This is a genomic window from Cryobacterium sp. W22_MBD10_FK3 (assembly GCF_052113745.1).
Taxonomy (GTDB): Bacteria; Actinomycetota; Actinomycetes; order Actinomycetales; family Microbacteriaceae; genus Cryobacterium.
Genome location: NZ_JBGQOH010000018.1, coordinates 46,342 through 70,377 on the forward strand (window position 1 = coordinate 46,342; position 24,036 = coordinate 70,377).

The 24,036-nt window shown below is 70.2% G+C and carries 25 protein-coding genes; 12 read left to right on the top strand and 13 right to left on the bottom strand.

Annotation, left to right across the window (positions count from 1 at the left end):
* Positions 1–53 precede the first annotated feature (53 nt).
* Positions 54–1,331 (top strand): MFS transporter, encoded by a 1,278-nt coding sequence (locus tag ACEN2M_RS14830; protein WP_441648908.1) that lies wholly within the window; start codon positions 54–56, stop codon positions 1,329–1,331.
* 58 nt (positions 1,332–1,389) lie between these two features.
* On the opposite strand, the gene ACEN2M_RS14835 is transcribed toward ACEN2M_RS14830, so the two are convergent.
* The 8 genes from ACEN2M_RS14835 to ACEN2M_RS14870 all read right to left on the bottom strand — a co-directional run bounded on the left by ACEN2M_RS14835 (position 1,390) and on the right by ACEN2M_RS14870 (position 10,646).
* Entirely contained in the window at positions 1,390–2,061 is a 672-nt protein-coding gene (locus tag ACEN2M_RS14835; protein WP_441648909.1) for a response regulator, read from the bottom strand.
* A gap of 55 nt (positions 2,062–2,116) precedes the next feature.
* Entirely contained in the window at positions 2,117–3,406 is a 1,290-nt protein-coding gene (locus ACEN2M_RS14840) for a hypothetical protein (protein WP_441648910.1), read from the bottom strand.
* The gene (locus tag ACEN2M_RS14845) at positions 3,403–4,572 is read right to left on the bottom strand and encodes a sensor histidine kinase (protein ID WP_441648911.1); all 1,170 of its coding nucleotides are present in this window, start codon (positions 4,570–4,572) and stop codon (positions 3,403–3,405) included. Before ACEN2M_RS14845 ends, ACEN2M_RS14840 begins: the two co-directional genes overlap by 4 nt.
* Positions 4,573–4,642: 70 nt before the next feature.
* Positions 4,643–5,302 carry a hypothetical protein gene (locus tag ACEN2M_RS14850; RefSeq protein ID WP_441648912.1) on the bottom strand — a complete coding sequence of 220 codons (660 nt, stop codon included), beginning with the start codon at positions 5,300–5,302 and terminating at the stop codon, positions 4,643–4,645.
* Positions 5,289–6,764, bottom strand: coding sequence for a DUF4389 domain-containing protein (locus ACEN2M_RS14855; RefSeq protein ID WP_441648913.1), 1,476 nt, complete (start codon positions 6,762–6,764; stop codon positions 5,289–5,291). Before ACEN2M_RS14855 ends, ACEN2M_RS14850 begins: the two co-directional genes overlap by 14 nt.
* A 32-nt stretch (positions 6,765–6,796) precedes the next feature.
* Positions 6,797–7,987 carry a homoserine O-acetyltransferase MetX gene (metX, locus tag ACEN2M_RS14860; protein ID WP_441648914.1) on the bottom strand — a complete coding sequence of 397 codons (1,191 nt, stop codon included), beginning with the start codon at positions 7,985–7,987 and terminating at the stop codon, positions 6,797–6,799.
* A gap of 71 nt (positions 7,988–8,058) precedes the next feature.
* Positions 8,059–9,387 (bottom strand): bifunctional o-acetylhomoserine/o-acetylserine sulfhydrylase, encoded by a 1,329-nt coding sequence (locus tag ACEN2M_RS14865; protein WP_441648915.1) that lies wholly within the window; start codon positions 9,385–9,387, stop codon positions 8,059–8,061.
* Between the two features lie 146 nt (positions 9,388–9,533).
* On the bottom strand, positions 9,534–10,646 hold the full coding sequence (locus tag ACEN2M_RS14870; RefSeq protein ID WP_441648916.1) for an acyltransferase family protein: 1,113 nt from the start codon (positions 10,644–10,646) through the stop codon (positions 9,534–9,536).
* 29 nt (positions 10,647–10,675) lie between these two features.
* Between ACEN2M_RS14870 and ACEN2M_RS14875 the strand changes: the two genes are divergently transcribed.
* A complete protein-coding gene (locus ACEN2M_RS14875; RefSeq protein ID WP_441648917.1) occupies positions 10,676–11,473 on the top strand; it encodes an SDR family NAD(P)-dependent oxidoreductase in 798 nt (265 codons plus the stop codon).
* An 85-nt stretch (positions 11,474–11,558) separates the two neighbouring features.
* Here the strand turns inward: ACEN2M_RS14875 and ACEN2M_RS14880 are convergent, their stop codons facing one another.
* Together ACEN2M_RS14880 and ACEN2M_RS14885 are read right to left on the bottom strand one after the other, a co-directional pair.
* Positions 11,559–13,223: a solute symporter family protein gene (locus ACEN2M_RS14880; protein ID WP_441648918.1), complete on the bottom strand. Its 1,665-nt coding sequence runs from the start codon at positions 13,221–13,223 to the stop codon at positions 11,559–11,561.
* Positions 13,220–13,567 (bottom strand): DUF485 domain-containing protein, encoded by a 348-nt coding sequence (locus ACEN2M_RS14885; RefSeq protein ID WP_441648919.1) that lies wholly within the window; start codon positions 13,565–13,567, stop codon positions 13,220–13,222. The genes ACEN2M_RS14880 and ACEN2M_RS14885 overlap by 4 nt, the downstream gene beginning before the upstream one ends.
* Before the next feature lie 157 nt (positions 13,568–13,724).
* Between ACEN2M_RS14885 and ACEN2M_RS14890 the strand changes: the two genes are divergently transcribed.
* Genes ACEN2M_RS14890 through ACEN2M_RS14910 form a run of 5 tightly spaced genes read left to right on the top strand, consistent with a single transcriptional unit; the run spans position 13,725 to position 18,987 of the window.
* Entirely contained in the window at positions 13,725–14,408 is a 684-nt protein-coding gene (locus ACEN2M_RS14890; protein ID WP_441648920.1) for a GntR family transcriptional regulator, read from the top strand.
* A 25-nt stretch (positions 14,409–14,433) separates the two neighbouring features.
* Entirely contained in the window at positions 14,434–15,969 is a 1,536-nt protein-coding gene (locus tag ACEN2M_RS14895; protein WP_441648921.1) for an MmgE/PrpD family protein, read from the top strand.
* Positions 15,969–16,877 (top strand): methylisocitrate lyase, encoded by a 909-nt coding sequence (gene prpB / locus ACEN2M_RS14900; RefSeq protein ID WP_441648922.1) that lies wholly within the window; start codon positions 15,969–15,971, stop codon positions 16,875–16,877. Before ACEN2M_RS14895 ends, prpB begins: the two co-directional genes overlap by 1 nt.
* A 58-nt stretch (positions 16,878–16,935) precedes the next feature.
* Positions 16,936–18,126 (top strand): bifunctional 2-methylcitrate synthase/citrate synthase, encoded by a 1,191-nt coding sequence (locus ACEN2M_RS14905; RefSeq protein ID WP_441648923.1) that lies wholly within the window; start codon positions 16,936–16,938, stop codon positions 18,124–18,126.
* Between the two features lie 15 nt (positions 18,127–18,141).
* A complete protein-coding gene (locus tag ACEN2M_RS14910) occupies positions 18,142–18,987 on the top strand; it encodes an NAD(P)H-binding protein (RefSeq protein WP_441648924.1) in 846 nt (281 codons plus the stop codon).
* Here the strand turns inward: ACEN2M_RS14910 and ACEN2M_RS14915 are convergent.
* Together ACEN2M_RS14915 and ACEN2M_RS14920 are read right to left on the bottom strand one after the other, a co-directional pair.
* Entirely contained in the window at positions 18,920–19,525 is a 606-nt protein-coding gene (locus tag ACEN2M_RS14915; protein ID WP_441648925.1) for a molybdenum cofactor biosysynthesis protein, read from the bottom strand. The two genes, ACEN2M_RS14910 and ACEN2M_RS14915, sit on opposite strands and share 68 nt — an antisense overlap.
* A 7-nt stretch (positions 19,526–19,532) precedes the next feature.
* Positions 19,533–19,799 carry a hypothetical protein gene (locus tag ACEN2M_RS14920; protein WP_441648926.1) on the bottom strand — a complete coding sequence of 89 codons (267 nt, stop codon included), beginning with the start codon at positions 19,797–19,799 and terminating at the stop codon, positions 19,533–19,535.
* A 99-nt stretch (positions 19,800–19,898) separates the two neighbouring features.
* On the opposite strand from ACEN2M_RS14920, the gene ACEN2M_RS14925 reads away from it, so the two are divergent.
* Genes ACEN2M_RS14925 through ACEN2M_RS14940 form a run of 4 tightly spaced genes read left to right on the top strand, consistent with a single transcriptional unit; the run spans position 19,899 to position 22,490 of the window.
* Positions 19,899–20,435: a phosphoribosyltransferase gene (locus ACEN2M_RS14925; protein ID WP_441648927.1), complete on the top strand. Its 537-nt coding sequence runs from the start codon at positions 19,899–19,901 to the stop codon at positions 20,433–20,435.
* A complete protein-coding gene (locus ACEN2M_RS14930; RefSeq protein ID WP_441648928.1) occupies positions 20,432–21,163 on the top strand; it encodes a Type 1 glutamine amidotransferase-like domain-containing protein in 732 nt (243 codons plus the stop codon). Before ACEN2M_RS14925 ends, ACEN2M_RS14930 begins: the two co-directional genes overlap by 4 nt.
* Positions 21,164–21,168: 5 nt before the next feature.
* Positions 21,169–21,888: a uracil-DNA glycosylase gene (locus tag ACEN2M_RS14935; RefSeq protein WP_441648929.1), complete on the top strand. Its 720-nt coding sequence runs from the start codon at positions 21,169–21,171 to the stop codon at positions 21,886–21,888.
* 23 nt (positions 21,889–21,911) lie between these two features.
* Positions 21,912–22,490 (top strand): GNAT family N-acetyltransferase, encoded by a 579-nt coding sequence (locus ACEN2M_RS14940; RefSeq protein WP_441648930.1) that lies wholly within the window; start codon positions 21,912–21,914, stop codon positions 22,488–22,490.
* Between the two features lie 19 nt (positions 22,491–22,509).
* Here ACEN2M_RS14940 and ACEN2M_RS14945 read toward each other — a convergent pair whose 3' ends face one another.
* Positions 22,510–23,334 (bottom strand): SDR family NAD(P)-dependent oxidoreductase, encoded by an 825-nt coding sequence (locus ACEN2M_RS14945; protein ID WP_441648931.1) that lies wholly within the window; start codon positions 23,332–23,334, stop codon positions 22,510–22,512.
* Positions 23,335–23,494: 160 nt separating this feature from the next.
* On the opposite strand from ACEN2M_RS14945, the gene ACEN2M_RS14950 reads away from it, so the two are divergent.
* The coding region (locus ACEN2M_RS14950) for an amidase family protein (protein WP_441648932.1) at positions 23,495–24,036 on the top strand (542 nt) is incomplete at its 3' end.

A 24,036-nucleotide genomic window follows, 5' to 3' on the forward strand; every position in this document is an offset into this window, starting at 1 on the left:
ACCGGATGGTGCTCGGACACGGTACCGACACGGCCTCCCCGTAGTCTGGTCCGATGCCTTCACTCTCCGATGGGGTGGCGCGCCTGTCGCCGGCCCGCATCCGTCTTGCGCTCCTCGCTCTCGCCCTCGGCGGCTTCGCGATCGGCGCGACTGAATTCGTGGCGATGGGACTGCTGCCCAACCTGGCCGCCGACCTCCTGCCCGGCCTCCACGCGTCGTCGCCGGATGCCGCCAACGCCCAGGTCGGCTGGCTCATCTCCGCGTACGCGCTCGGCGTCGTCGTCGGCGCCCCCACGATCGCCGCGGCCGCGGCCCGGTGGCCGCGCAAGCAGCTGCTCCTGGTGCTGCTGGCCTGCTTCACCCTGGCCACCATCGCGTCCGCGCTGTTGCCGACCTTCGGCCTGGTTCTCGTGGCCCGGTTCGTCGCCGCCCTGCCGCACGGCGCCTACTTCGGCATCGCGTCGCTGGTCGCGGCCGAGCTGATGGGGCCGGGCAAGCGGGCCCGCGGCGTAGCCATCGTGCTCTCCGGCCTCACCATCGCCAACGTCATCGGCGTGCCGGCGATCACCTGGCTTGGCCAGGTCGCCGGCTGGCGCACCGCCTACCTGGCGGTGGCGGCGCTGTTCGCCATGACCTTCGTCGCTGTGATCGTGGCCGTGCCGTTCCAGAACGGCAATTCGGGCGCCACCATGCGGAGCGAACTGCGCGCCTTCGGCCGGCTGCAGGTCTGGCTCGCGCTGTTGATCGGCGCTGTCGGCTTCGGCGGACTGTTCGCCGTCTACACGTACGTGGCGCCGCTGGTGATCGAGGTCACTGGGCTCCCTGCCCTCGCGGTGCCGCTGGTGCTCGTGGTGGTGGGCCTGGGCATGACGGCGGGCAACTTCGTCGGCGGCGCCCTCGCCGATCGCAGCGTGCGGCGCACGATGTACCTGTTCTTCGGGGTGATGATCGCGGCGCTGCTGCTGCTGGCCTTCTCGGCAGCAACCCTGGCGGGGCTGCTGATCGGCGTGTTCCTGGTCGGCGGGGCGGCCTCGGCGCTGTCGCCGACCATCCAGACCCGGCTGATGGATGTCGCCCACGACAGCCAGTCCATCGCCGCCGCCCTGAACCACTCCGCGCTCAACCTCGGCAACGCGCTGGGCGCCTACCTCGGCGGGGTGGTGGTGGCCGCGGGGCTGGGCTATCTCGCGCCCATCTGGGTGGGTCTGGGCCTGAGCGTGCTGGGGGTGGCCCTGGCCGTCGTCACCTTCGCCATCGACCGGAGCCGCAGGCGGCGCGGAGTCGACGTGCCATACGGCACGCAGCTGATCAGCGTGATCAGCCCGAGCTGAGCCCGGACACACAAAACCGGCGTGGGCCGAGGCCGCACGCCGGTTCTCCCTCGTCGGCTCAGTCCGACTGCAGCAGGATGCCGTCGTGGATGGCGCGCTTTCGCAGCGCCACCTTGGTGCCCACGTCGAAGCCGGCGAGGCGGTACTTCTCGCGGATCCGCTTGAGGTACGACTTCGCCGTCTCCTCCGAGATGCCGAGCTGGTGCGCGACGGCCTTGACCGGCTCGCCGGCGCCGTACAGCGCCATGACCCGGCGCTCCTGTGCGCTCAGCCGCGGTGAGCTGCCGGCGGCCCCGGCGTGCAGGGCGAGGTCGAGCTCGGCGGAGATGTAGGACTCCCCGATGTGAGCGGCGTGGATGGCTTCCACGATGGTGGTCGCTTCCTCGGTCTTGACGAGGTACCCCAGGGCGCCGGCGGCAAGAGCCTCACGCACGAGGGCGGGCTCGGAGTATGTGCTCATCAGCACCGTCTTCACGCCGGCGGTCTTGAGGGTGGAGATCTTGAGCGAGACCGGGATGTTGTCCTTGAGGTCCAGGTCGAGCAGCACCACGTCGACCGGGAATTCCGGGTGGGTGAGGAGCTCGGGCCAGGTGGTCACGGCCGCGACCATGTTGATGTCGTCTGCGGCGCCCCTGATCCACTCGGTCAACGCTCCCAGGAGCATCCGGTGGTCGTCGACCAAAGCCAACCGGATGGGATTGTCGATGAGCGTCGTTGCTGTGTTCGTCACTGCTGCCTCCTGTTGCATTTTTCCCTGTCGGAGCGAGACCGTGCACAATGCACGGTCAGGCGTCCGCAGGATTGTCAATACTGCATTCGATGTCGACGTGGAGCTGCCCACTTCGCACCGAATCGATGTGAGGGCCGACTACTCGGATAGCTTGCCACGTCTCAGGGTCCACCCGTCGCCGTGGCACCCCCTCGATGATCATTTTGATCGGAAACCGAAGCATCTCACCGATCGAGTGCCCGCCGGTACGGCCTAAGGGCCCGAAAACCAGCGAAACCGTCGGTTCTGCGCCGTCGGTGTCGCTGATCAGAAGCCAAATCGCCAACAGCAGGGCGTCGCGCTGCGTTGGCGAGAGTTCCCCGGCGAGCCCGGCCGGGTCATCGAGATTCACGGCCGGGCCGAGGAACTCGGACTCGGTCAGCGCGTGGTGCAGCCAGGTTTCCCTGCGGCCCTCGATGAGGTGCAGTCGCAGCTGGGTGGCCAGGGTCGCCGCAGCGGCAGACTTCGCGGGACTGAGCGGCAACGCGGTGCGCCCGGTGGCGACGTCGTCGAGCAGGGTCTCGGCGTCCAGGTCGATGCGGGCGAGTTCCTCTGACGCGAGCATGCCCACCGCGGAGGAGGGCTGGCTGATCGTGCTCTGCACCAGCACCAGGTCGAGTTCGCGCTGCACCATGCGGCGGAAGCCGCGCACGATGGACACGCCGAGCAGCGGGGGGAACACGCACAGGCTGATGGTGAGGATCGCCGGGACCAGGACCTGCGGATTGTCTCGGGCCGCGGTGAGGGAGCCGGCGGCGATGACGGCGCCGAGGACCAGGGTGGCGGCCACGATCTCGCGCCCGCGCCGCACCGAAACCAGGATGGCGAAGAAGGCGCCCACTGCGGCGGCCGCGGTGGGATAGGTGTCGACAGCGTCGCCACGGCCGTAACCGGCCAGGTCGAGCCCCACGACGATCTCGCCGATGGCCAGGACGGTGAGGAACATCCAGGTCGGCATCCGGTCGGCGAGCCTGTTGACGACGATCAGGGTCGCCACGGTGGCGACCAGAAGCACGATCCAGGCCGCCAGGGTCGGCAGCGGGTTGGGGTAGCGGTCCCACTGCACGGCAAACCGCCAGAGCAGGAAGAGGGCGAAGAACCCGCCGCTGAGTGAGATGCCCAGGCCGAGGTGGCGGCTGCCGAGCCCGGTGCGGTTGGCCCTGGTGGTGTTGACGGTGCGCTGCGGCCGTCGGAAGGTGCGCCGACGTTCGTCGCGTTGCTCGTCGAGGAGCTGTTTGTGCGCACGCGCGGATGACGGGTTGGGGCGGGGTGCGGATGCCGGCGTCTGCGCCGTGCCCGCGCTCATTTGGGCACCTCGAGCACGACGGTGGTGCCAGAGCCCGGCGAGGAGAACAGCCGCGCGGTGCCGCCGACATCGCGCAGCCGCGCCACCACGGACTCGGCGAAGCCGAGCCGTTCCGTGCTCACCGCGCTGAGGTTGAAGCCCTTACCGGCATCCGTCACCATCGCACGCACCGTGGTGTCATCGTCGGAGATCGTGACGTCGGCCCTGGTGACGCCGGAGTGCCGGCGCACGTTCTCGAGGCACTCGCCGAGGGCGAGCAGGAACGAGTCGAGCACGTCGGCGGGCAACAGCACCTGGCCGCTGCCGTGCCAGTCCACCTCGAGTCCCATCCGGCCGAAGCGCTGTTTGACCGATTCCAGGGTGCTGCCGAGCATCGACGTGTTGGCCGGTTCCAGGGTGTAGACGCCCGACCGGCTGGGGGTGGGCAGGGCCCCCAGGCGCAGCTGGCGCAGCAGGTGGGCGTCATCGCCGGACTGCTGCCGGAGCGCCGCGGGACTGACGCCCACCCCCGAATGCGCGAGCAGGGTGAGCGTGGCCAGAACGGTGTCGTGCAGCAGCCTGGCACCCTGCCGGCGTTGTGCTTCGAGTTCGCTGGCGTGGCGTTCGGCGTGGTGCGCCCGGCCGATCGCCGCCACGCGCTGCAGCACCCGGGGAACGCTCTGCGCCATCCACCACCCGCCCAGCGACAGGGCGGCCCAGCCGCACACCGTCAGGGCGAGCGGCAACACCGATGCGCCGGCTGACATCGTGACCAAGGCCACGCTCGCGGCAGTCACGCCGAAGGCGCCGAAGAGCACGAGTTGGCGTTGGGGGCCGACCACCAGAACAGGGGCGACACAGCTGATTGCGCCGGCGGCCAGTGAACCGATCAGGGCCTCCTCGACCCCGGTCAGCCCGACGTCGACCCGGTGGTTCGATCCCACAACGAGGATGGCGGCGTTGCCCAGCACGATGATGCACAGCACCCATCGGAGCGCGCCACTCTGCCCGAGCACGTATTGGCAGCCGAGGATCAGCACGAGCAGGGCCCCGACCAGGAGGGTCACCGGCGCACCTGGGCCGCCCGGCACGGCCAGATAGGCCAGCGAGGTCACCGAAGCGGTCACCCCGGTCACCCGGGCGGACCGACGAAGGACCCGATCGCGCTCTCTGGCAATGCGTGGCATGAATGCAGGACTCCTCATGAGTGCTCTCACTGCACCTTATCGGCCCAGGAGAGGGTTTTACGGCTGATGACTAGGACTTTCCGTGGTCGCCCAGAAGTCTGAGCAGAACCAGGCCGGTGACCAGGGACATGGTGAGGGCCATGAGCACGCCCGCGAGAACGCCGATCAGGAGGACGAGGGCCCCCGGCTGGCCCGGCTGCCAGAGCGGAGTGGCGACGGCGAAGAAGACGGCGAGCCCGGCGCACCAGCCCACGGCGCTGCCGACGATCCACCAGACGGCTCGCCGGAGGTGTCGCCGCAGCTCGAACCATTGGGCCACACCGAGGGCAGACAGCAGCACCGTCGCGGCCACGGTCCCGGCGACCAGTTGCGCCGACACCGGCCAGCGCTGCCAGACATCGGCCCACTCGGCGGGCAACAGGCCGATGAACCAGGCCAGGGCGGCACCGATCGCCGTGGCCCCGACCCAGCGGCGGCGGGACAGCGCCGGCAGCCGGCTGCGGAGCACGGTGGCCTGCGTCCAGCCGAGCACGGCTCCCTCCGCCGCGCCCGCCAGGATCAACGCGGGGGCCGCGACGGGCGCACCCGCGAAGGCCAGCTGCGCGAGTGCCGGGGCGAGAAAGCCCACGCTTTCGCCGAGGGTGACCCAGAGCAGCCAATTGCGCAGAAACCTGTCGGCGGGATCGGGTGCGACGCGGGGCCGTGGAGGAACGCCTCTATCTACCGTCATGGGGCGCAGCGGGGGCAGGCGCGACGGTGGTCACAGACGCGGGGACACCGGTGCCGGGATCGACCGGGCCCTGGTCGAGCCGGAACGGGGGATACTCGTCGCGCATCAGCGCGGCGTAGGCGATCACCCTGTACACCCAGCGGTTGAGGCCGATGACCAGGTCAAAGATGCCGTGCCGGTACCGCCCGCTGAAGAGCAGGATCACGGCGGCGATGACAATCAGGATGCCCAGGAGCGAGATTCCGGTGCCGGCGGCCGGGCCCCAGCCGCTGTTGCCGGTTGTCGTCCAGCCCCAGCTGCCCCCGGTGATGATCGCCACGATGAACAGGTGCGGAATCACCAGCAACCACCACTTGACCAGCACCAGGCCGTGCGAGAGCCGGTCGGGATAGTCCACCTCGAGGTCCGCCGGATAGTCGGTGGCGGCGAGGGTGAATGGCGGGTACCTGTCGGTGCCGAGCGCCGAATAGGAGTAGAACCCCACCCGCCAGTTCCAGCGCAGCACGCCGACGCTGTAGTTGAAGATGGAGCGCGGGTACCGACCGGTGAACAGGATGGCGAACCCGGCCACGATGGTGCCGATCCAGAACCCGAACCAGAGGAAGAACAACACGATGACGTGCGGGATCACCAGAATCCACTTCACCAGCCAGAGCGCTCTGGAGACGCCGGGATCGAGCCGCCCGTTCAGCCGGGCCGGGTAGTCGGCGCCGGGCGCATCCGGGTCGGCACCGGGCTGACGTGCCGCCCCGCCTGCCGGCGTCGATCCGCTGCGGCTCGAGGGGGCCGGTCCGTTCCGGCCGAGGCCGATCACGCCGAGGATGACCAGAATCAGCCCGATCACGAGGCTGAGGATGCCGGTCAGCAGCAGGGCGACCGCCGCGGGTGCCAGCAGCCCAGACCGCACCCCAGCGCTGACCTCGACGGCGACGGGGCTGCTGCCGTCGGCGTTCATCACCACGACGGCCCAGGAGCCCGGCTGCACCGGCCAGGTGATGTCCTGGCTGCCCGGACCCGCCGCCGAGACCGTCCAGAAATCCTGCGCGGCGGGCGGGGCGGGGCGGTTGGACCCGGCGATGTCGCCGTACCGCACCCGGAACGGCGTGGACTCGATGCCGCGCACCTCGGTGTGGGCCACGTTCTCCAGGTAGGCGTCGACATCCTCGCGCGGCGCGATGCCGATGAACACCTCGGCGTTGTTGGCGCCGGTCGCTTCCAACCGGATCCGGGCGACGTCGAAATTCAGCGGCGGTGTGGTTCCAGTGGTGGTGACCGGCCCGAGCGTCGGACTGGTCAAGGCGTAGGAGTTCGCGATCAGGGGCACCGTGCGGGTGGAGAAGTACCCGTTTTCGCCCTGAGCCGCGGCGGCGACCCCGGCGACGATGCCCGTGGCCGTCAGCCCGATTCCGATCAGCGCGAGGACCGTGCCGATCAGCAGCATGATGAGGGGACCGGGTTTCATGGCAGTCACAGTTCTCCCGAACCGACCGGGTGTCAACCCTCCAACAGCCGCCGCAACTGCCGGCCGACGGCCTCGTACTCGATGAGGAACCCGTCGTGGCCGTACCCGGACTCGATGACGACGGGAACGCCGCCGAGCCCGGCCGCGATGGCGCGTTGCCCGTCGAGGGGGAACAGCCTGTCGCTGTCGATGCCGACCACGAGCGTGCGGGCGGTGACCAGGGCCAGTGCGGCATCGACGCCGCCCCTGCCCCGGCCGACGTCGTGGGAGTTCATCGCCTCGACCAGGGTGATGTAGCTGTTCGCGTCGAACCGGCGGGTGAATTTGTTGCCGTGGAAGTCGAGGTAGGACTCCACGGCGAAGCGACCGTGCCCGCCCAGCGGGGTGATGTCGCTCTGCCAGCCGCGCTCGAAGCGCAGGTTGAGTTCAGACGGACTGCGGTAGTTCAAGAGCGCCATCCGCCGGGCGAGGGCCAGGCCCCGGCTCGGGCCGTCGCCGGCGTCTGCGTCGTAGTAGTCGCCGCCGCGGAAGAGCGGGTCCGTGCGGATCGCCTCGACCTGCACGGAGTTGAGGGCGATCTGATCGGCCGTCGTGACCGGCGGGGCGGCCAGGATGCCCAGCCTGGCCACCCGGTCGGGGTGGTCGATGCCCCACTCCAGCACGTGCATGCCGCCCATGGAGCCGCCGATTATCGCGGCCCAGCTCGCCACCCCGATCCGGTCGCTGAAGGCCACCTGCGCGGCCACCTGGTCCCGGATGGTCAGGTACGGGAAGCGGGGGCCCCACTCCGAGCCGTCCGGGGCGAGGGAGGCGGGTCCGGTGCTGCCCTGGCAACCGCCGAGCATGTTCGGCGCCACCACGAACCAGCGGTCGGTGTCGATCGCCAGACCGGGGCCGACGATGCCGCTCCACCAGCCGGCGGTCGGATGCCCGGGCTCCGACGGCCCGGCGACATGGCTGTCCCCGGTGAGCGCGTGCACCACCAGCACGGCGTTGTCGCCGGCCGGGGAGAGCTCGCCCCAGGTCTCGTAGGCGATTCGCACCGCGGGCAGGCGACCGCCGGCTTCGAGGTCCAGGGCGCCGATGTCGGTGAAGCGGCGGCGGCCGACGGGGTCACCGTCCCGCCAGGCGCCCGTCACGGGCGGCTTGCCCAGGAGGGAGCGCGCCTGCGCGTCGGTGACGAGGCTGGACGGGACGGTGTCCGCGGAGTATTGCCATTCCATACGGCTCCATTGTGGTCAATGTCGACCCGGGCCGGGTGATTGTTACGCCCCGTGCTGAGGCAGGCAGCCGGCTACGCGTTTGCGCGGGACGCGACGACCACGGCCCGTGCGGCGGCCAGACCGGCCTCCAGATCGGCCTGCAGGTCGACGACATTCTCGATGCCGAGCGACAGGCGCACCAGACCCGGGGTCACGCCAGCGGTGAGCTGCTGCTCCGGGGTGAGCTGGGCGTGGGTGGTCGACGCCGGGTGGATCACGAGGGAGCGCACATCGCCGATGTTGGCCAGGTGGCTGAACAGGCTGAGGTTGTCCACCAGCGCGCGCCCGGCATCCACCCCGCCCTTGAGCTCGAACGAGAGCACAGCGCCAACGCCCAGCGGGGCGTACTTGTTGGCCGCCGCGTACCAGGGGCTGGACGGCAGCCCGGCGTAATTGACCGACGCGATGTCGGGGTGGTTCTCGAGGAACTCCGCGATGGTCTGCGCGTTGGCCACGTGCCTCTCGATGCGGAGGCTCAGCGTCTCGATGCCCTGGATGAGCTGCCAGGCGCTCGCCGGGGCGATGGCGCTGCCGAGGTCGCGCAGCAGCTGCACGCGGGCCTTGATGATGAAGGCGAGGCCGTCGCCGACCGCCGTGGTGTAGCTGGCGCCGTGGTAGGACGGGTCGGGTTCGGTCAGGCCGGGGAACTTCTCCACGTTGTCGGACCACTTGAACAGGCCGCCGTCCACGACGACGCCGCCGATGATGGTGCCGTGACCGCCGAGGAACTTGGTGGCGGAGTGCACGACGATGTCGGCGCCGTGCTCGAACGGGCGGATCAGGTACGGCGTCGCGATGGTGTTGTCCACGATCAGCGGCACCCCGTTGGTGTGGGCGACCTCGGCGACGAGTGCGATGTCGAGCACGTTGATCTTGGGGTTGCCGATGGTCTCGGCGAAGAACAGCTTGGTGTTGGGCCGCACCGCGCGGGCCCACTCGGCGGCGTCGTCCTGGTCTTCGACGAAGGTGGTCTCGATGCCGAGCTTCTTGAGGGTGTACTTGAAGAGGTTGTACGTGCCCCCGTAGATGGAGCTGGACGACACGATGTGGTCGCCGGCCTGGGCGATGTTGAGCACGGCGAAGGTCGACGCGGCCTGGCCGCTGGCCACGAGCAGGGCGCCGGTGCCGCCCTCGAGGGCGGCGACGCGCTCCTCGACCACGGCCTGGGTCGGGTTCTGGATGCGGGTGTAGATGTTGCCGAATTCGGCCAGCGCGAACAGATTCTGGGCATGCTCGGCGTTGTTGAAGACGTAGGAGGTGGTCTGGTAGATCGGCGTGGCCCGTGCGTTGGTCACGGGGTCGGGGCGGGCCCCGGAGTGGACCTGCTTGGTTTCGAACTTCCAGTCTGCGGAATCGCTCATGGGTCGGTCTCCCTGTTCGTGCTCGAGCCGGCAAGCCCGAGGAATCGACAGCGGCGGAACCAGACGCTCCGCCTCTCTGCAGCAACCATAGGCAGGGGTGCGCGGGGCGACAACGGTGCGCGACACACTACGTCATGTCGTGCGGTTCAGCGGCCCGGCCCGTGCGGCAGCACGATGGTGCCCGTGTGGGTCGACGGCTCCTGCCGGAACAGCCAGCGCAGCCTCGGTTCCACCAGCGGCCGGAAGATGCGCTTCACCACGGGCAACGACAGGAGCACCGAGATGAGGATGGCCAGCAGGATGATGGCCGGGAGCACCCAGGCCGGCTGCGGACCCTCGAGCACCCCGGTCTCGCGCAGCGGGTAGAGCAGGAAGGTGTGCAGCAGGTAGATGTACATGGTCGCGGCGCCCAACGGCGTGAACCAGGTGGCCCGGCGGGGCATCAGCATCAAAAAGGCCAGGATGAACGCGAACGACGCCATCATGAGACCGAGCCGCACCACGCCGGCCCAGAACTGGTCGTAGCCGAACTGCCAGTAGGCCTCGTCGTAGAGGGTGAAGCTGCGGAGCCGCAGGTCTCGCACACCGACGATGTTGGCCGTGATGGTGAGGGCGAGGGCGCCGAACAGCGCGATCGCCCCGGACCGCCAGCGCCAGACCGCGGCAGGGTGCAGGTGCATCCAGCGCGCCGTGAGCGGCCACTGGCGCAGCTTCCAGCCGAACACGAAGAACGGCAGCAGCCCCAGCGTGCGCGAGAGCGAGAAGGTGCTGTCGATGTCGCCGACGTAACCGGCGCCGACCGAGATCGCGATGCTGATCAACAGCGGGTAGCGCATCAGCACCAGGTAGGGCAGCAGCACCCGCCAGATCGCGAGCGCGATCAGGAACCACAGGGTCCAGGACGGCGCCGAGTAGTCGACCTGCAGGGTGCCGCTGAGCGCCCAGCCGATCAGCGTCCAGATGCTCTCGAAGATGAGGTACGGGAAGACGACATCGGTGATCAGCCGGTGCATCTGCCGAGGCCCCGGCGGCCCCGACTTGGCGAAATACCCGCTCACGGCCACGAACACCGGCACGTGGAACGCGTAGATGAACAGGTAGACGCCGTAGGCAGTATCCGATTCGCCGATCAGCTTGAGGATGGCGTGGCCGATCACCATGAGGGTGATCGCTATCCAGCGGGCGTTGTCCCACAGCGGAACGCGGCGCTTGGGCTTGTGCGGGCCGGTGTGGTGCGGGGTCTCGGTCGGCGAACTCATCGGGTCCATTCTCCGGGCAGAATAGGGCAATGGGCAAAAAAAGAGTCGTGGTCACCGGTGCGAGCAGCGGAATCGGGGCGGCCACAGTGCGCCTGTTCCGCGAGCACGGCTGGGATGTGGTGGGCGTGGCCCGCCGGGCGGACCGGCTGCAGGCGCTCGCCGAGGAGACCGGCGCGACGGTGTTCCCGGCCGACCTCACGGTGCAGGCCGACGTGGACGCGCTGCGGGACTTCCTCGCCGCATCCGGCCCGGTGCACGCCCTAGTGAACAACGCCGGCGGCGCCAAGGGGCTCGACTCGGTGGAGGCCGGGTCGATCGAGGACTGGGCCTGGATGTTCGAGATCAACGTGCTCGCGCTGAAGCGGGTCACCAGTGCGGTGCTGCCGTTGCTGCGGGCGTCGCTCGGCCAGACGGATGTCGCGGCCGGCGCCGCCGCATCCGCCGACATCGTCAACATCACCTCGATCGCCGGACACACGGCGTACCTCGGCGGGGGCGGCTACAACGCGGCCAAGTTCGCCGCGCACGCCATGACCGAGGTGCTGCGCCTCGAGCTGAACGGCGAACCGATCCGCGTGATCGAGATCGCGCCCGGCATGGTGCAGACCGAGGAATTCGGCCTGGTGCGCTTCGACGGCGACGCGGACAAGGCCAAGGCCGCCTACGAGAACGTGCCGCACCCGCTCGTGGCCGAGGACATCGCCGCCACCATCGTGGCCGCCGTGGAACTGCCCGCACACGTGAACGTGGACCTGCTCGTGGTCAAGCCCGTCGCGCAGGCCGCCCCGCACCTGGTCGCGCGCGGCCCGCTCACCCCGCGCGGCTGACCCAACCGCGCAACTGTTCCCCGCACGGACAACTGGTCCCGGCACACCGGGTGCACTTGTCCATGCGGGGAACAGTCAGGCATGGTTAGTGCTCGCTCGCCTTCTCGGCGCCGAAGCCGGTGAGGGAGCGCACCGCCATCTCGGCGGCCAGCTTCGGGTCCTCTCGGCGGGTCGAGGTGACCGAGCCGAGCCAGCCGAGGAAGAAGCCCAGCGGGATCGAGATGATGCCCGGGTTGTTCAGCGGGTAGATCGCGAAGTCCACGCCCGCACCGAACATCGAGGTGGGCGTGCCGGAGAACACCGGCGAGAACACGATCAGCAGGATCGCCGAACCCAGGCCGCCGTACATGCTCCAGAGCGCACCACGGGTGGTGAACCCGCGCCAGAACAGCGAGTACAGGATGGTGGGCAGGTTGGCGCTCGCCGCGACGGCGAAGGCCAGCGCCACCAGGAAGGCGATGTTCTGCCCCTGCACGCCGATGCCGCCGGCGATGGCGAGGATGCCGATCACCACGACGGTGCGCCGGGCGATCTTGACCTCGCCGTCGGGGTCGCCCTTGCCCTTCTTGATGACGCTCGCGTAGATATCGTGCGCGAACGAGGTGGCCGCGGTGATGGTGAGACCGGCCACCACGGCGAGGATGGTGGCGAACGCGATCGCCGAGATGAAGCCCAGCAGCAGCGGCCCGCCGAGCGCCAGCGACAGCAGCGGCGCCGCCGAGTTCACCCCGCCGGGGGAGGCGAGGATGGTGTCTGCGCCCACCAGGGCCGCGGCGCCGAAGCCGAGCACCAGGGTGAACAGGTAGAACGCGCCGATCAGGAAGATCGCCCAGACCACCGAACGGCGGGCTTCCCTGGCGGTGGGTACCGTGTAGAAGCGCATCAGCACGTGCGGCAGGCCGGCGGTGCCCAGCACCAGCGCGATGGCCAGCGAGATGAAGTCCAGCGGGTTGCCGCCGTACTGCAGGCCGGGCGCAAGGATCGACTCGGCCGGGGAGACCACCGCGTTGGCGACGGCGGCATCGAGCAGGGTGGACAGGTTGAACCCGTTGATCACCAGCACCCACACCGTCATGGCACCCGCGCCGATGATCAGCAGGAACGCCTTGACGATCTGCACCCAGGTGGTGCCCTTCATGCCGCCGATCAGCACGTACATGATCATCAGGCCGCCGACCACGGTGACCACGATGGACTGGCCGAGCTTGTCGTTGATGCCCAGCAGCAGCGAGACGAGCCCGCCGGCGCCGGCCATCTGGGCGAGCAGGTAGAAGAAGCACACCGCCAGGGTGGTGGTGGCGGCGGCGACGCGCACCGGCCGTTGGGCCAGCCGGAAGGAGAGCACATCCGCCATGGTGAACTTGCCGGTGTTGCGCATCAGCTCGGCCACCAGCAGCAGGGCCACCAGCCAGGCCACCAGGAAGCCGATCGAGTAGAGGAACCCGTCGTAGCCGTTCACGGCGATGGCGCCGACGATGCCGAGGAACGACGCCGCCGAGAGGTAGTCGCCGGCGATGGCGAAGCCGTTCTGCGGCCCGGTGAAGGAGCGGCCGCCGGTGTAGTAGTCGGCGGCGGTGCGGTTGTTGCGGCCGGCCCGGATCACGATCACCAGGGTGACGGCCACGAAGGCCAGGAAGATCGAGATGTTCAGGACCGGGTTGGTCTCCGCCTGTTCGACCGCGGCCTGCTCGACCGCGGCCTGCTCGACCGCGGCGGCGACGGCGCCGAGGCTCGTGCCCACGGCGCTCATGCGGCGGCATTCTGCTCGAGCTCGGCGCGCAGTTCGGCGCCCAGGGGGTCGAGCACCCGGTTGGAGAACGCAACGTACCAGATGGTGATGGCGAACGTCGTGACGAACTGGCCGAGGCCCAGCACCAGACCCAGGTTGATGCTGCCGAGGACCGGCCGGGCCATCACGTCGGGCAGGTAGGCGGCCACCAGCACGAACGCGAAGTACCAGACCAGGAAGAACACGGCCATCGGCACCACGAACCTCCGGCGCCGGCGTTGCAAATTGACGAAACGGTCGGTGGTCTCGAAGGCGACATAGTCGATCGAGTCCTCCGGCCTGGTGTCTTTCAGTGATTCCTTCATGGGGGCTCCTTTGCTCCGGTGAAATGGGATAGCTGATGAAACGGCGGCAACTGTTGGTCGGTGGATCTCTCCAGTGAGGGCCTCATGTATACACAGGGCGCGGTCGGGGTGCGGGTAGTCTGGCACAAACGGCGCAATAGGGGAATAGAATTCTCTTGTGTATACAGAGACCCCGAGGCCCGCGCCGGAGCGGGCGAGCGACCGGGCCTACCGGGTGCTCCGCGACGAGATCCTGGACGGCATCCTGCCGGCCGGCACCGTGCTTCTCGAGGTGGAACAGGCCGCCAGGCTCGGGGTGTCCCGCACCCCGCTGCGCTCGGCCGTGGCCAGGCTGGTAGCGGACGGCCTCGTGGCCGGCCGCAGCGGCCGGGGCTTCTCGGTGACCGAGATGTCGGTCGAGTCCGTCAATGACCTGTACGAGCTGCGCGAGGCCCTCGAAGAGCGGGCCGCCGCCCTGGCCGCCCGCGGCGCCGACCGATCGGCGTTCGGGATGCTGCGCGAACGGTTCGTGCAGGCGCCCGCGCTGCTCGAGGCGGGCGAGGACGGCATCCACCGCTACTACGCCCTCATCGACGAATTCGACGCCGCCATCGACGCCGCCGTCGACAACCCCTTCCTCGTGGGCGCCCTCGACACCGTGCGCACCCACCTGGCCCGCATCCGCCGGGTCGCCAGGGGCAACAAGGCGCGCCTGCGCCAGGCGGCGGCCGAGCACCTGCTGATCCTCGACGCGATCATCGACGGGGATACGGCGCTCGCCGCGCACGCCACCCACGTGCACCTGCACCTCAGCCTGGTGAGCGTGCTCGCCGTGCTCGGGCCGACCCAGACGACACCCTGACCCACCCGACCGAGAGGACCATCCAGTGCAGACAACCCACGTGCGCGTGCACCCCAGCGAGACCAGCCCCGCCCGTACCGAACAGCTGGCCTGGAAGCTCGCCGCCTGCGCGGCCGACCCGGTCGCTGTCGACGATGCCGTCACCGAGATGATCATCAACCGGGTCATCGACAACGCCGCCGTCGCCGCGGCCTCGCTCACCCGCGACCCCGTCGCGGCGGCCCGGTCGCAGGCGCTGGCGCATCCCCGCTCGAGCGGCGGCGACGGCGCCACGGTCTTCGGCCCGCCCAGCGGTCGCCGCGTGTCGCCGGAATGGGCGGCCTGGGCCAACGGCGTGGCCGTGCGGGAGCTCGACTACCACGACACCTTCCTGGCCGCCGAGTACTCGCACCCGGGCGACAACATCCCGCCGCTGGTCTCCGTGGCACAGCACCTGGCCACCGCCCGCGGCCTCACCGGCGCCGCGCTGGTGCGCGGCATCGCGACCGGCTACGAGGTGCAGATCGACCTGGCCCGCTCGATCAGCCTGCACAGGCACAAGATCGACCACGTCGCCCACCTCGGCCCGTCGGCCGCCGCCGGCATCGGCACCCTGCTCGGCCTTAGCCCCGACACCATTTTTCAGGCCATCGGCCAGGCCCTGCACACCACCACGGCCACCCGGCAGTCCCGCAAGGGCGAGATCTCCAGTTGGAAGGCCTACGCGCCCGCGTTCGCCGGCAAGATGGCCGTCGAGGCCGTGGACCGGGCCATGCGCGGCCAGACCAGCCCCACCCCGATCTACGAGGGCGAAGACGGTGTGATCGCCTGGCTGCTCGACGGGCCACAAGCCCAATACGACGTCTCGCTGCCGGCCGCCGGCGAGCCCAAACGCGCGATCCTGGACAGCTTCACCAAGGAGCACTCCGCCGAGTACCAGGCCCAGGCGCTCATCGACCTGGCCAGGAAGCTGCACCGTGAGCACCCCGAAATCCTGGCCCCCGGAGCCATCCGGAGCATCGTCATCCACACCTCACACCACACCCACAACGTGATCGGCTCCGGCGCCAACGACCCGCAGAAGTACGACCCGCGGGCCAGCCGGGAGACCCTGGACCACTCGGTGCCGTACATCTTCACCGTCGCGCTGCAGGACGGCAGTTGGCACCACGACGAGTCCTACCGGCCCCAGCGGGCCCGGCGCGCCGACACCGTGGCCCTGTGGAACACCGTGACCACGAGCGAGGACGCCGAGTGGACCCGCCGGTACCACTCCAGCGACCCCGCCGAGAAGGCGTTCGGCGGCCGGGTCGAGATCCTCCTCACCGACGGCAGCCGCGTGGTCGACGAGCTGGCCGTGGCGGATGCGCATCCGCTCGGCGCCCGCCCGTTCGAGCGGGCCGACTACGTCAAAAAGTTCCGGCTGCTCGCCGCCGACGCCCTGGAGAGCCCGGAGATCGAGAGGTTCCTCGACCTGGCGCAGCGCTTGCCTGACCTCTCCGCCGCCGAGCTGGGCGGCCTCACCCTGATGGCCCGCCCCGGCCTCTTCGACCCCCTGCCCAGCCTGAACGGAATCTTCTGATGCTCTACTCCGGTCTCACCCCCGCCGCCAAGCGCGCCACGCTCCGCGCCGACCTCGAAGGCGGCAGCCTGCTGCGCTTCCCCGGCGCCTTCAACCCGCTCTCCGCCCGGATGATCCAGCAGAAGGGCTTCGAGGGCGTCTACATCTCCGGCGCCGTGCTCGCCGCCGACCTCGGCCTGCCCGACATCGGCCTGACCACCCTCACCGAGGTGGCCGGGCGCAGCCAGCAGATCTCTCGGATGACCGACCTGCCCACCCTGGTGGACGCCGACACCGGCTTCGGCGAACCGATGAACGTGGCCCGCACCGTGCAGACCCTCGAGGATGCCGGCGTGGCGGGCCTCCACATCGAGGACCAGGTGAACCCCAAGCGCTGCGGGCACCTGGACGGCAAGCAGGTGGTCGACACCGACACGGCCCTCAAGCGCATCCGCGCCGCCGTGGACGCCCGGCGCGACCCGAACCTGCTGATCATGGCGCGCACCGACATCCGCGCCGTCGACGGCCTGGCTGCCGCGATCGACCGGGCCAAGGCCCTGGTCGACGCCGGCGCCGACGCGATCTTCCCCGAGGCCATGGGCACCCTGGCCGAATTCGAGGCGATCCGCGCGGCCGTGCAGGTGCCGATCCTGGCCAACATGACCGAATTCGGCAAGAGCGAGCTCTTCAGGGTCGAGCAGCTCGCCGACGTGGGCGTCAACCTCGTGATCTTCCCGGTCTCGCTGTTGCGGCTGGCGATGGGCGCGGCCGAACGGGGCCTGGACACGATCATCGCTGAAGGCTCGCTGACCAGTGCGCTGCCGACGATGCAAACCCGCGCCGAGCTCTATCAGCTGCTGGACTACGAGGCTTACAATCGCTTCGATTCCGGGATTTTCAACTTCACTCTGAGCGGTCACGACGGCTAGCCCAGCACCACAACAGCACGACCAGCACGGCTACTTCATCAGGACGCAAGGGAGCGAAATGACCATCAACCAGCCCATCAACCCGCCCGCGGTGCACCAGCCGGCCGCACCGGAGATCCACCGCGGCCTGGCCGGAGTGGTGGCAGACACGACGGCGGTGTCCAGGGTCAACCCCGACTCCAACTCACTGCTCTACCGCGGCTACCCGGTGCAGGAGCTGGCCGCCCAGAAGAGCTTCGAGGAGGTCGCCTACCTGCTCTGGAACGGCGAGCTGCCCACCGAGGCCCAGCTGGCCGAATTCGAGGTGGCCGAGCGGGCGCTCCGCCGCCTGGACCACTCGGTGCGCCGGGTGATCGACGAGATCCCCACCTCCGCCGACCCGATGGACGTGGTGCGCACCGCGGTGAGCGTGATCGGCGCGAACGACCTGAGCACCCCCGACGCATCGGTGGAATCGAACCTGGCGAAGTCGTTGCGCCTGTTCGCGCAATTGCCCGCCATCGTGTCGTACGACCAGCGCCGCCGGCACGGCCTCGAGCTCGTCGAACCGCGGGACGACCTGGGCTACTCGGCCAATTTCCTCTACATGACCTTCGGCGAGGTGCAGGAACTCGCGGTGGTCGAGGCCTTCGACGTGTCGATGATCATGTACGCGGAGCACTCCTTCAACGCGTCCACCTTCACCGCCCGGGTGATCACCTCCACCCTCTCCGACCTGTACTCGGCCGTGACCGGGGCGATCGGGGCCCTCAAGGGTGCGCTGCACGGCGGCGCCAACGAGGCCGTGATGCACATCTTCAGCGAGATCGGCCTGGGCGACGGCTCGGCCGAGCGCGCCGAACACTGGCTCGACGACACCCTCGCGCACAAGCGCAAGGTGATGGGCTTCGGCCACCGGGTCTACAAGCACGGCGACTCCAGGGTGCCCACCATGCACGCGGCGCTGCTCACCTTGATCGAGCACTACAACCGCCCCGACCTGCTCGAGCTCTACGAATCGTTGGCCGACGGCATGGCCAAGCGCACCGGCATCCTGCCCAACCTGGACTACCCGTCCGGGCCGGCGTACCACCTGATGGGGTTCGACACCGCCACCTTCACCCCCATCTTCGCCGCGGCGCGGGTGACCGGCTGGACCGCGCACATCATGGAGCAACGGGCCGCGAACGCCCTGATCCGGCCGTTGTCGTTCTACAACGGCACCCCGGAACGGCACGTGCCGGCCGCGGAGGACGGCGACGCGCTCTAGCTCCATACTGGGAGCATGACTGTACTGATAGCTGGATGCGGCGACCTCGGCACCGAGGTGGGGTTGCGCCTGGTGGCGCTCGGCCAGAACGTGGTCGGCCTCCGCCGCAATGCCGGCCTGCTCCCGGCCGCCCTGACCGGGCAGTCCGTTGACCTCAGCCGCCAGCGGCCGGAGGTGCCCGCGGACACCGACCTCGTGATCGTGGCCATCGCCGCGGGCAACCCCGACCCGGCCGTGTACCGGGCGGCGTACGTGACGGGCCTGGCGAACCTTCTCGACGCCCTCGATGCCGCCCAGGTCACTCCGCGGCGGTTCCTGATGGTGTCCTCCACCGCGGTCTACGACGTGAATGACGGCAGCACCGTCGACGAAGAGACACCGGCGAACCCCGGGCCGGGCACCGATGCGATCCTGCTCGAGGCCGAGCAGCTGTTGCGCAGCCGGATTCCCTCGGCGGTCGTGCTGCGGCTGGGCGGCATCTACGGCCCCGGGCGGGAACGGCTGATCGACCAGGTGCGCGCGGGCCGCGCCACCCTGGCCGCGCGCGACCGCCTGACCAACCGGATCCACCGCGACGACGCCGCCGCGATGATCGTGCATCTGCTCTGTCGCGCGAAGGCGCCCGACCCGCTCTACCTCGGCGTGGACTCGACACCGGTGCCGGCCGCCGAGGTGCTGGCCTTCCTCGCCGCCGAACTCGGCCTGCAGGAACCCGAGATCGTCGAGACCGGCAGCCGCCGCGGCGGCGACAAGCGGGTGAGCAACCGGCGCATCCTCGAGACCGGGTTCAGCTTCAGCTACCCGAGCTACCGGGAGGGTTACCGGGCCGTGCTGGCCGGCCAGGCGGTTCGGCACCCGTAAACGGGATGCTGCTCTGCAGCCGGGCACGCCCGAGCCGCAGCACCCCGTCGGTCAGCGGTTCGCAGCGCATGCCGCCGCGCCCGCGCAGGGCTCGGTGCGCGCCGGGAGCGAGCACCACGTCCATCCAAGCGCACGGGTTCGCCGGCCGGTGCGCCAGGAACTCGACCGGGCCGTCGCCGCTGTCCAGGGAGAAGGTGGCGCCGCGCAACGAGTCAATATCCACCGCGCCGTCCACCGCCCGCAGCAGGATGTTCCGCCGGGTGGCGGCCGGGTCCAGGGTGCGCGGCAGCCCGAGGTCATCCGCCACTTTGTCGAGCACGTCGGCGTTCATCACCGTGACCGAGGCCTGCCGGTGCGCGGGCTTGCCGAAGTGACGGTCGCCCACGATGCCCAGGCCCGCCCGCACCCGAACGCTGGTGTGGCTCTCCGCGCCGACCGCGGGCAGCGGCCCGTCGGCCGGCCGGCCCTCGTAGCGGTGCACGGCCGACGCCAGCAGCAACACGATCTCGACCTCGGCGCTGTACGGCAGGGCGCTCACGTCTCGGTCAGGCGGGCATCCCGGCCGTGACGGGCACGAACTCCACGTTGTTGGTGGGGTGCACGGTCTTGGCCGGAGCGCGGGAGAAGCCCTTGGCGTCGAGGCGGTTCTCGGCGCGGAAGGTGGCCAGGGCCGCGTCGTACAGCTCGTTGAGGCGTGCCCCGGTGTACTCGCCTGTCGTGCCGTCGCTGAAGACGATCGTGAGGGGGGTCTTGCTGGGGAAGTGCCGGTTCATGCGGACGAAGCCGTCGGCATCCTGGTGCAGTGTGATCATGGGTCAATTCTGCTGCAACCGGGGCGGGTCTGCGGAACCGGCACGGAACCGGGCCCTTCGTCCGCGCACGGCGGGCGCGCGAGGTTCTACCATTGACAAATGCAACTGGACCAGCACACCGAGCCCCCTGCCGCCGTCGACCCTCCCCGCGAGGTGCTGGCGTGGACCGACTTCGCCGACGCCGCCAGGTCGCTGGCGTCCACGGTGCTGGCGAGCGGGTTCCAGCCCGACGTGGTCATCGCCATCGCGCGTGGCGGACTGCTGCTGGCCGGCGCGATCTCCTACGCTCTCGGCACCAAGAACTGCGGATCCATCAACGTGGAGTTCTACTCCGGCATCGATGAGCGCCTGCCCGAGCCGGTGTTGTCCGGCCCGATGCTCGACGCGCCCGCGCTGGCGGGCCTCCGGGTGCTGCTGGTCGACGACGTCTCCGACTCCGGGCACACCCTCGCCCTCGTGGTCGGCATCCTCAAGGAGTCGGCCGGCGAGGTGCGCACGGCTACGCTCTACACCAAGCCGCGCACCGTTCACGTGCCCGACTTCACCTGGCGCGAGACCGACGACTGGATCGTGTTCCCGTGGTCGGCGCTGCCGCCCGTGACCGCCACCCCGCTGACCCAGGTCCTGGACGCATGAGCATCCACCTCGTCGGCGGCGGCTGGGCCCCCGAAAACGACACGACCACCGATGCGGCCGTGTACGGCCCGTTCCTGGCCGAAGCCACCCTCCGCGCCGGCGCCGCCGGCCGCACCGACCCGCGCATCGCGATCATCGTCGTGCGGGACGGCGACGGCGACGCCCACGCCGCCCAGCTCGTCGCCGGGCTCGAGGCCGCCGGCCCCCTCGAACCCGTCATCACCACGCTGGGCCTCGACGGACTGGCGACCCTGCTGGCCGTGCAGGATGCCGACGGCATCGTCATCGGCGGCGGCCTCACCCCCGCCTACCTCACGGCCGTTGCGCCCATCGCCGGCGAGATTCGCCGCCAGGTGGCCGCCGGCATCCCGTACCTCGGCTTCTCGGCCGGCGCCATGATCGCCGCCGAACGCGCCCTGCTCGGCGGCTGGCGCATCGGCGGTGTGCCGGTGAGCCCCGAGGCCGCCTCCGAGGGTCTGGACGAGATCACCATCGAGAACGGCATCGGCCTGCTCGATGTGACCGTGGACGTGCACGTGGCCCAGTGGGGCACCCTGAGCCGCATGGTCGCTGCCACCGAGGCGGGACTGATTCGCGGCGGCCTGGCCGTGGACGAGGGCACCGTGCTGATCGTGGGCCAGGGCACCCTGGGCGTGGCCGGCGCCGGCAGCGTCTGGACCGTCAGCGAATCCGAGGGCGGGGTGCTGGTGAGCACCTTCGGCGCCTGAGCCGGATGACCGAGCCCGCCCCGGTGCCGGCGCTGATCGACCCCGGCTGGGCCAGGGCCTTCGGCCTGCCCGGCTCGTCGGATGCGCCGGTGGACGTCAGCGCCCTCGCCCCGTTCGCCGGCCCGCTCGCCTTCGTGCGGGCGCACGCGGCGGCCGGCGAGCAGGTGCTGCCGGCGCCCGAGCACATCCTGCGCGCCTTCCGGCAGCCGTTCGACGACGTGCGGGTGCTCATCGTGGGCCAGGACCCGTACCCGACCCCCGGGCATCCGGTGGGGCTGGCCTTCTCGGTGGCCGCCGACGTGCGCCCGGTGCCGCGGAGCCTCGGCAACATCTTCGCCGAGCTGCAGACCGACCTCGGCCTGCCCACCCCGGCCACCGGCGACCTCACCCCGTGGACCAGGCACGGCGTGCTGCTGCTCAACCGGGTGCTCACGGTGCGCTCCGGCACCGCCGGCTCACACCGGCGGCACGGCTGGGAGGCCGTGACCGAACAGGCCATCCGGGCGCTGGCCGGCCGCGGCACCCCGCTGGTCGCCATCCTCTGGGGCAAGGACGCCGAGAACCTGCGCCCGCTGCTGGGGGACACCCCCACCATCGTCTCGGCGCATCCGAGCCCGCTGTCGGCCCGCCGCGGCTTCACCGGCTCGCGGCCGTTCAGCCGGGCGAACACGCTGCTGGCCCAGCAGGGCGCGGCGCCCGTGGACTGGTCGCTGACGGTAATCTGAAGCATGTCGAGAGGACCCATCCGGTGTTAGAAGAGGAATACCAGCCGCGACGACGGCTGCCACGTCACCTGACTCCGGCACCGGTGCCCGAGGCGCCGTTCGAGTACGCGCTCCGCGACGCCGTGGAGACCGACCTGCCCGATATCCAGGAGATCTACAACTACTACGTGGCCAACAGCACCGTCACCTTCGACGAGGATGCGATGACGCTTCCGGAGTGGCGCGACAAGTTCCACTACCTGACCAAGCTCGGCATGCCCTTCATCGTGGCCGAGTCGCCGGCCGGCCAGCTGCTCGGCTACGCGCTGGTGAGCCCCTGGAAGCAGAAGAAGGCCTACAGGTTCACGGTGGAGAACTCGATCTACCTCGGTGCAGCCTCCACGGGCAAGGGGCTGGGCCGGGTGCTGCTGGCCGAACTCATCGAGAGGTCCAAGGCCGCCGGCCTCAAGGAGATCATCGCCGTGATCGCCGACCAGGGCGCTGAGGCGTCGATCAAACTGCACCAGGACTTCGGCTTCGAAGAGATCGGCCGCATGGGCAAGGTCGGCTTCAAGTTCGAACGCTGGCTCGGCACCGTGCTGCTGCAGAAGAGCCTCAAGTAGCCCTGTTGCTTTCGCCGGCTCAGCGCCGCGACAGCCGCCCGGTCACGCTCACCACGGCACGCCGGGGCGCCGAACCGGCCAGCCAGGCGGTGACCCGGTTGCCCGTGCCGGCCACGACGTGCGGGGGAGTGCGCGGAGCGTCCAGCGCCGCGAAGGCCGCGCGCATCACCTCGTCCACGCTCATCAGGCGCCGGGGCCCGGCGGCTGAGCGCCGGGCGACGGCGTAGAACTCGGTCTCGGTGGGGCCGGGGCAGAGCGCGGTGACCTTGAGCCCGGTGCCCCGAGTCTCGTACCAGAGCGCCTCGGTGAGGCTGAGCACGTAGGCCTTGGCGGCGGCGTACACCGCCAGCCGCGGCACCGGTTGGAACGCGGCCGTGCTGGCCACGTTCACCAGCGCCGCCCCGTACGGATGCGCGAGGGCCGCGGACTGCAGGCCGGGCAGCAGGGCGTGGGTGAGGTCGGTGAGCGCCGCCACGTTCACGGCGACCTGGTCGTGCACCCGGTCCGCAGGCGCATCCACCAGACCGCCGAAGAGGCCGAAGCCGGCGTTGTTGACCAGGGTCGACACGCGGATGTCGCGCTCGGTGAGGTTTCGCACCAGCTCGGCGACGGCACCGGGTTCGGCGAGGTCGAGCGGCATCACCGTGGACACCGTGCCGTACTTCTCGGCCAGGTCCACCGCGAGGGCCTCGAGCCTGTCGAGCCGGCGGGCCGTGAGCACCACGTCGGCGCCGCGACGCGCGAGCTCGTGCGCGAAGCCCACACCGAGCCCGCTCGAGGCGCCGGTGATCAGGGCCGTCGTACCCATCGGGTTGTACTGAGCGGCAGTGTGGGTGCGGGTCATTCTCCGAGGCTACCCGGGCCGGCCTTCGCCGGTCCAGCATCCGCCGCGGCGCCCTCGTCGCCGCAACTGGTCCCCGTGCAGACAAATGGTCCCGGCGCACCGGGGCCATTCGTCCGGAACGGGAACAGTCGGGTGGAATGCCACTGGCTAGGCTCGGGGGATGGCCGACCTCTTCGAACTGACCGCCCTCGAACAGTGGCGCTCCCTGCAGCGGGGCGAGATCAGCCCCTCCGACCTCACCGAGCACTACCTGGCCCGCATCGAGCGGCTGAACCCGGAGCTGGGCGCCTTCGTCACGGTGACCGCCGACAACGCCAGGGCCAGGGCCCGCTTCGTGGAGACCGAGGTGGCCAAGACCGCGCCGCTCTGGGGACTGCCGTTCGCCGACAAAGACCTGCAACTGCGCGCCGGCGTGCCCGCCCGGTTCGGCTCGCGGCTGATGCACGACAACGTGCCGGAGACCAGCGACCTGCTCGTGCAGGCCCTCGATGAGGCCGGCGGCATCAGCCTGGGCAAGACCAACACCCCCGAGTTCGGCCTGCCCTCGTACACCGAGAGCCTGGCCGGCCCGCCGGCCCGCAACCCCTGGAACCGCACGCTCGGCGCCGGCGGGTCCAGCGGCGGCGCCGCCGTAGCCGTGGCCGCCCGGATGCTGCCGTTCGCGCCCGGCAGCGACGGCGGCGGCTCGGTGCGCATCCCGGC

Coding starts and splice junctions, on each gene's coding strand:
- ACEN2M_RS14875 (WP_441648917.1), top strand. CDS start 10,676: ATGGGCAAAAAAAGAGTCGTGGTCACCGGTGCGAGCAGCGGAATCGGG.
- ACEN2M_RS14920 (WP_441648926.1), bottom strand. CDS start 19,799: ATGATCACACTGCACCAGGATGCCGACGGCTTCGTCCGCATGAACCGG.
- prpB (WP_441648922.1), top strand. CDS start 15,969: ATGCTCTACTCCGGTCTCACCCCCGCCGCCAAGCGCGCCACGCTCCGC.
- metX (WP_441648914.1), bottom strand. CDS start 7,987: ATGGAATGGCAATACTCCGCGGACACCGTCCCGTCCAGCCTCGTCACC.
- ACEN2M_RS14855 (WP_441648913.1), bottom strand. CDS start 6,764: ATGAAACCCGGTCCCCTCATCATGCTGCTGATCGGCACGGTCCTCGCG.
- ACEN2M_RS14885 (WP_441648919.1), bottom strand. CDS start 13,567: ATGAAGGAATCACTGAAAGACACCAGGCCGGAGGACTCGATCGACTAT.
- ACEN2M_RS14840 (WP_441648910.1), bottom strand. CDS start 3,406: ATGAGCGCGGGCACGGCGCAGACGCCGGCATCCGCACCCCGCCCCAAC.
- ACEN2M_RS14865 (WP_441648915.1), bottom strand. CDS start 9,387: ATGAGCGATTCCGCAGACTGGAAGTTCGAAACCAAGCAGGTCCACTCC.
- ACEN2M_RS14905 (WP_441648923.1), top strand. CDS start 16,936: ATGACCATCAACCAGCCCATCAACCCGCCCGCGGTGCACCAGCCGGCC.
- ACEN2M_RS14925 (WP_441648927.1), top strand. CDS start 19,899: ATGCAACTGGACCAGCACACCGAGCCCCCTGCCGCCGTCGACCCTCCC.
- ACEN2M_RS14850 (WP_441648912.1), bottom strand. CDS start 5,302: ATGACGGTAGATAGAGGCGTTCCTCCACGGCCCCGCGTCGCACCCGAT.
- ACEN2M_RS14870 (WP_441648916.1), bottom strand. CDS start 10,646: ATGAGTTCGCCGACCGAGACCCCGCACCACACCGGCCCGCACAAGCCC.
- ACEN2M_RS14910 (WP_441648924.1), top strand. CDS start 18,142: ATGACTGTACTGATAGCTGGATGCGGCGACCTCGGCACCGAGGTGGGG.
- ACEN2M_RS14935 (WP_441648929.1), top strand. CDS start 21,169: ATGACCGAGCCCGCCCCGGTGCCGGCGCTGATCGACCCCGGCTGGGCC.
- ACEN2M_RS14880 (WP_441648918.1), bottom strand. CDS start 13,223: ATGAGCGCCGTGGGCACGAGCCTCGGCGCCGTCGCCGCCGCGGTCGAG.
- ACEN2M_RS14945 (WP_441648931.1), bottom strand. CDS start 23,334: ATGACCCGCACCCACACTGCCGCTCAGTACAACCCGATGGGTACGACG.
- ACEN2M_RS14845 (WP_441648911.1), bottom strand. CDS start 4,572: ATGCCACGCATTGCCAGAGAGCGCGATCGGGTCCTTCGTCGGTCCGCC.
- ACEN2M_RS14930 (WP_441648928.1), top strand. CDS start 20,432: ATGAGCATCCACCTCGTCGGCGGCGGCTGGGCCCCCGAAAACGACACG.
- ACEN2M_RS14830 (WP_441648908.1), top strand. CDS start 54: ATGCCTTCACTCTCCGATGGGGTGGCGCGCCTGTCGCCGGCCCGCATC.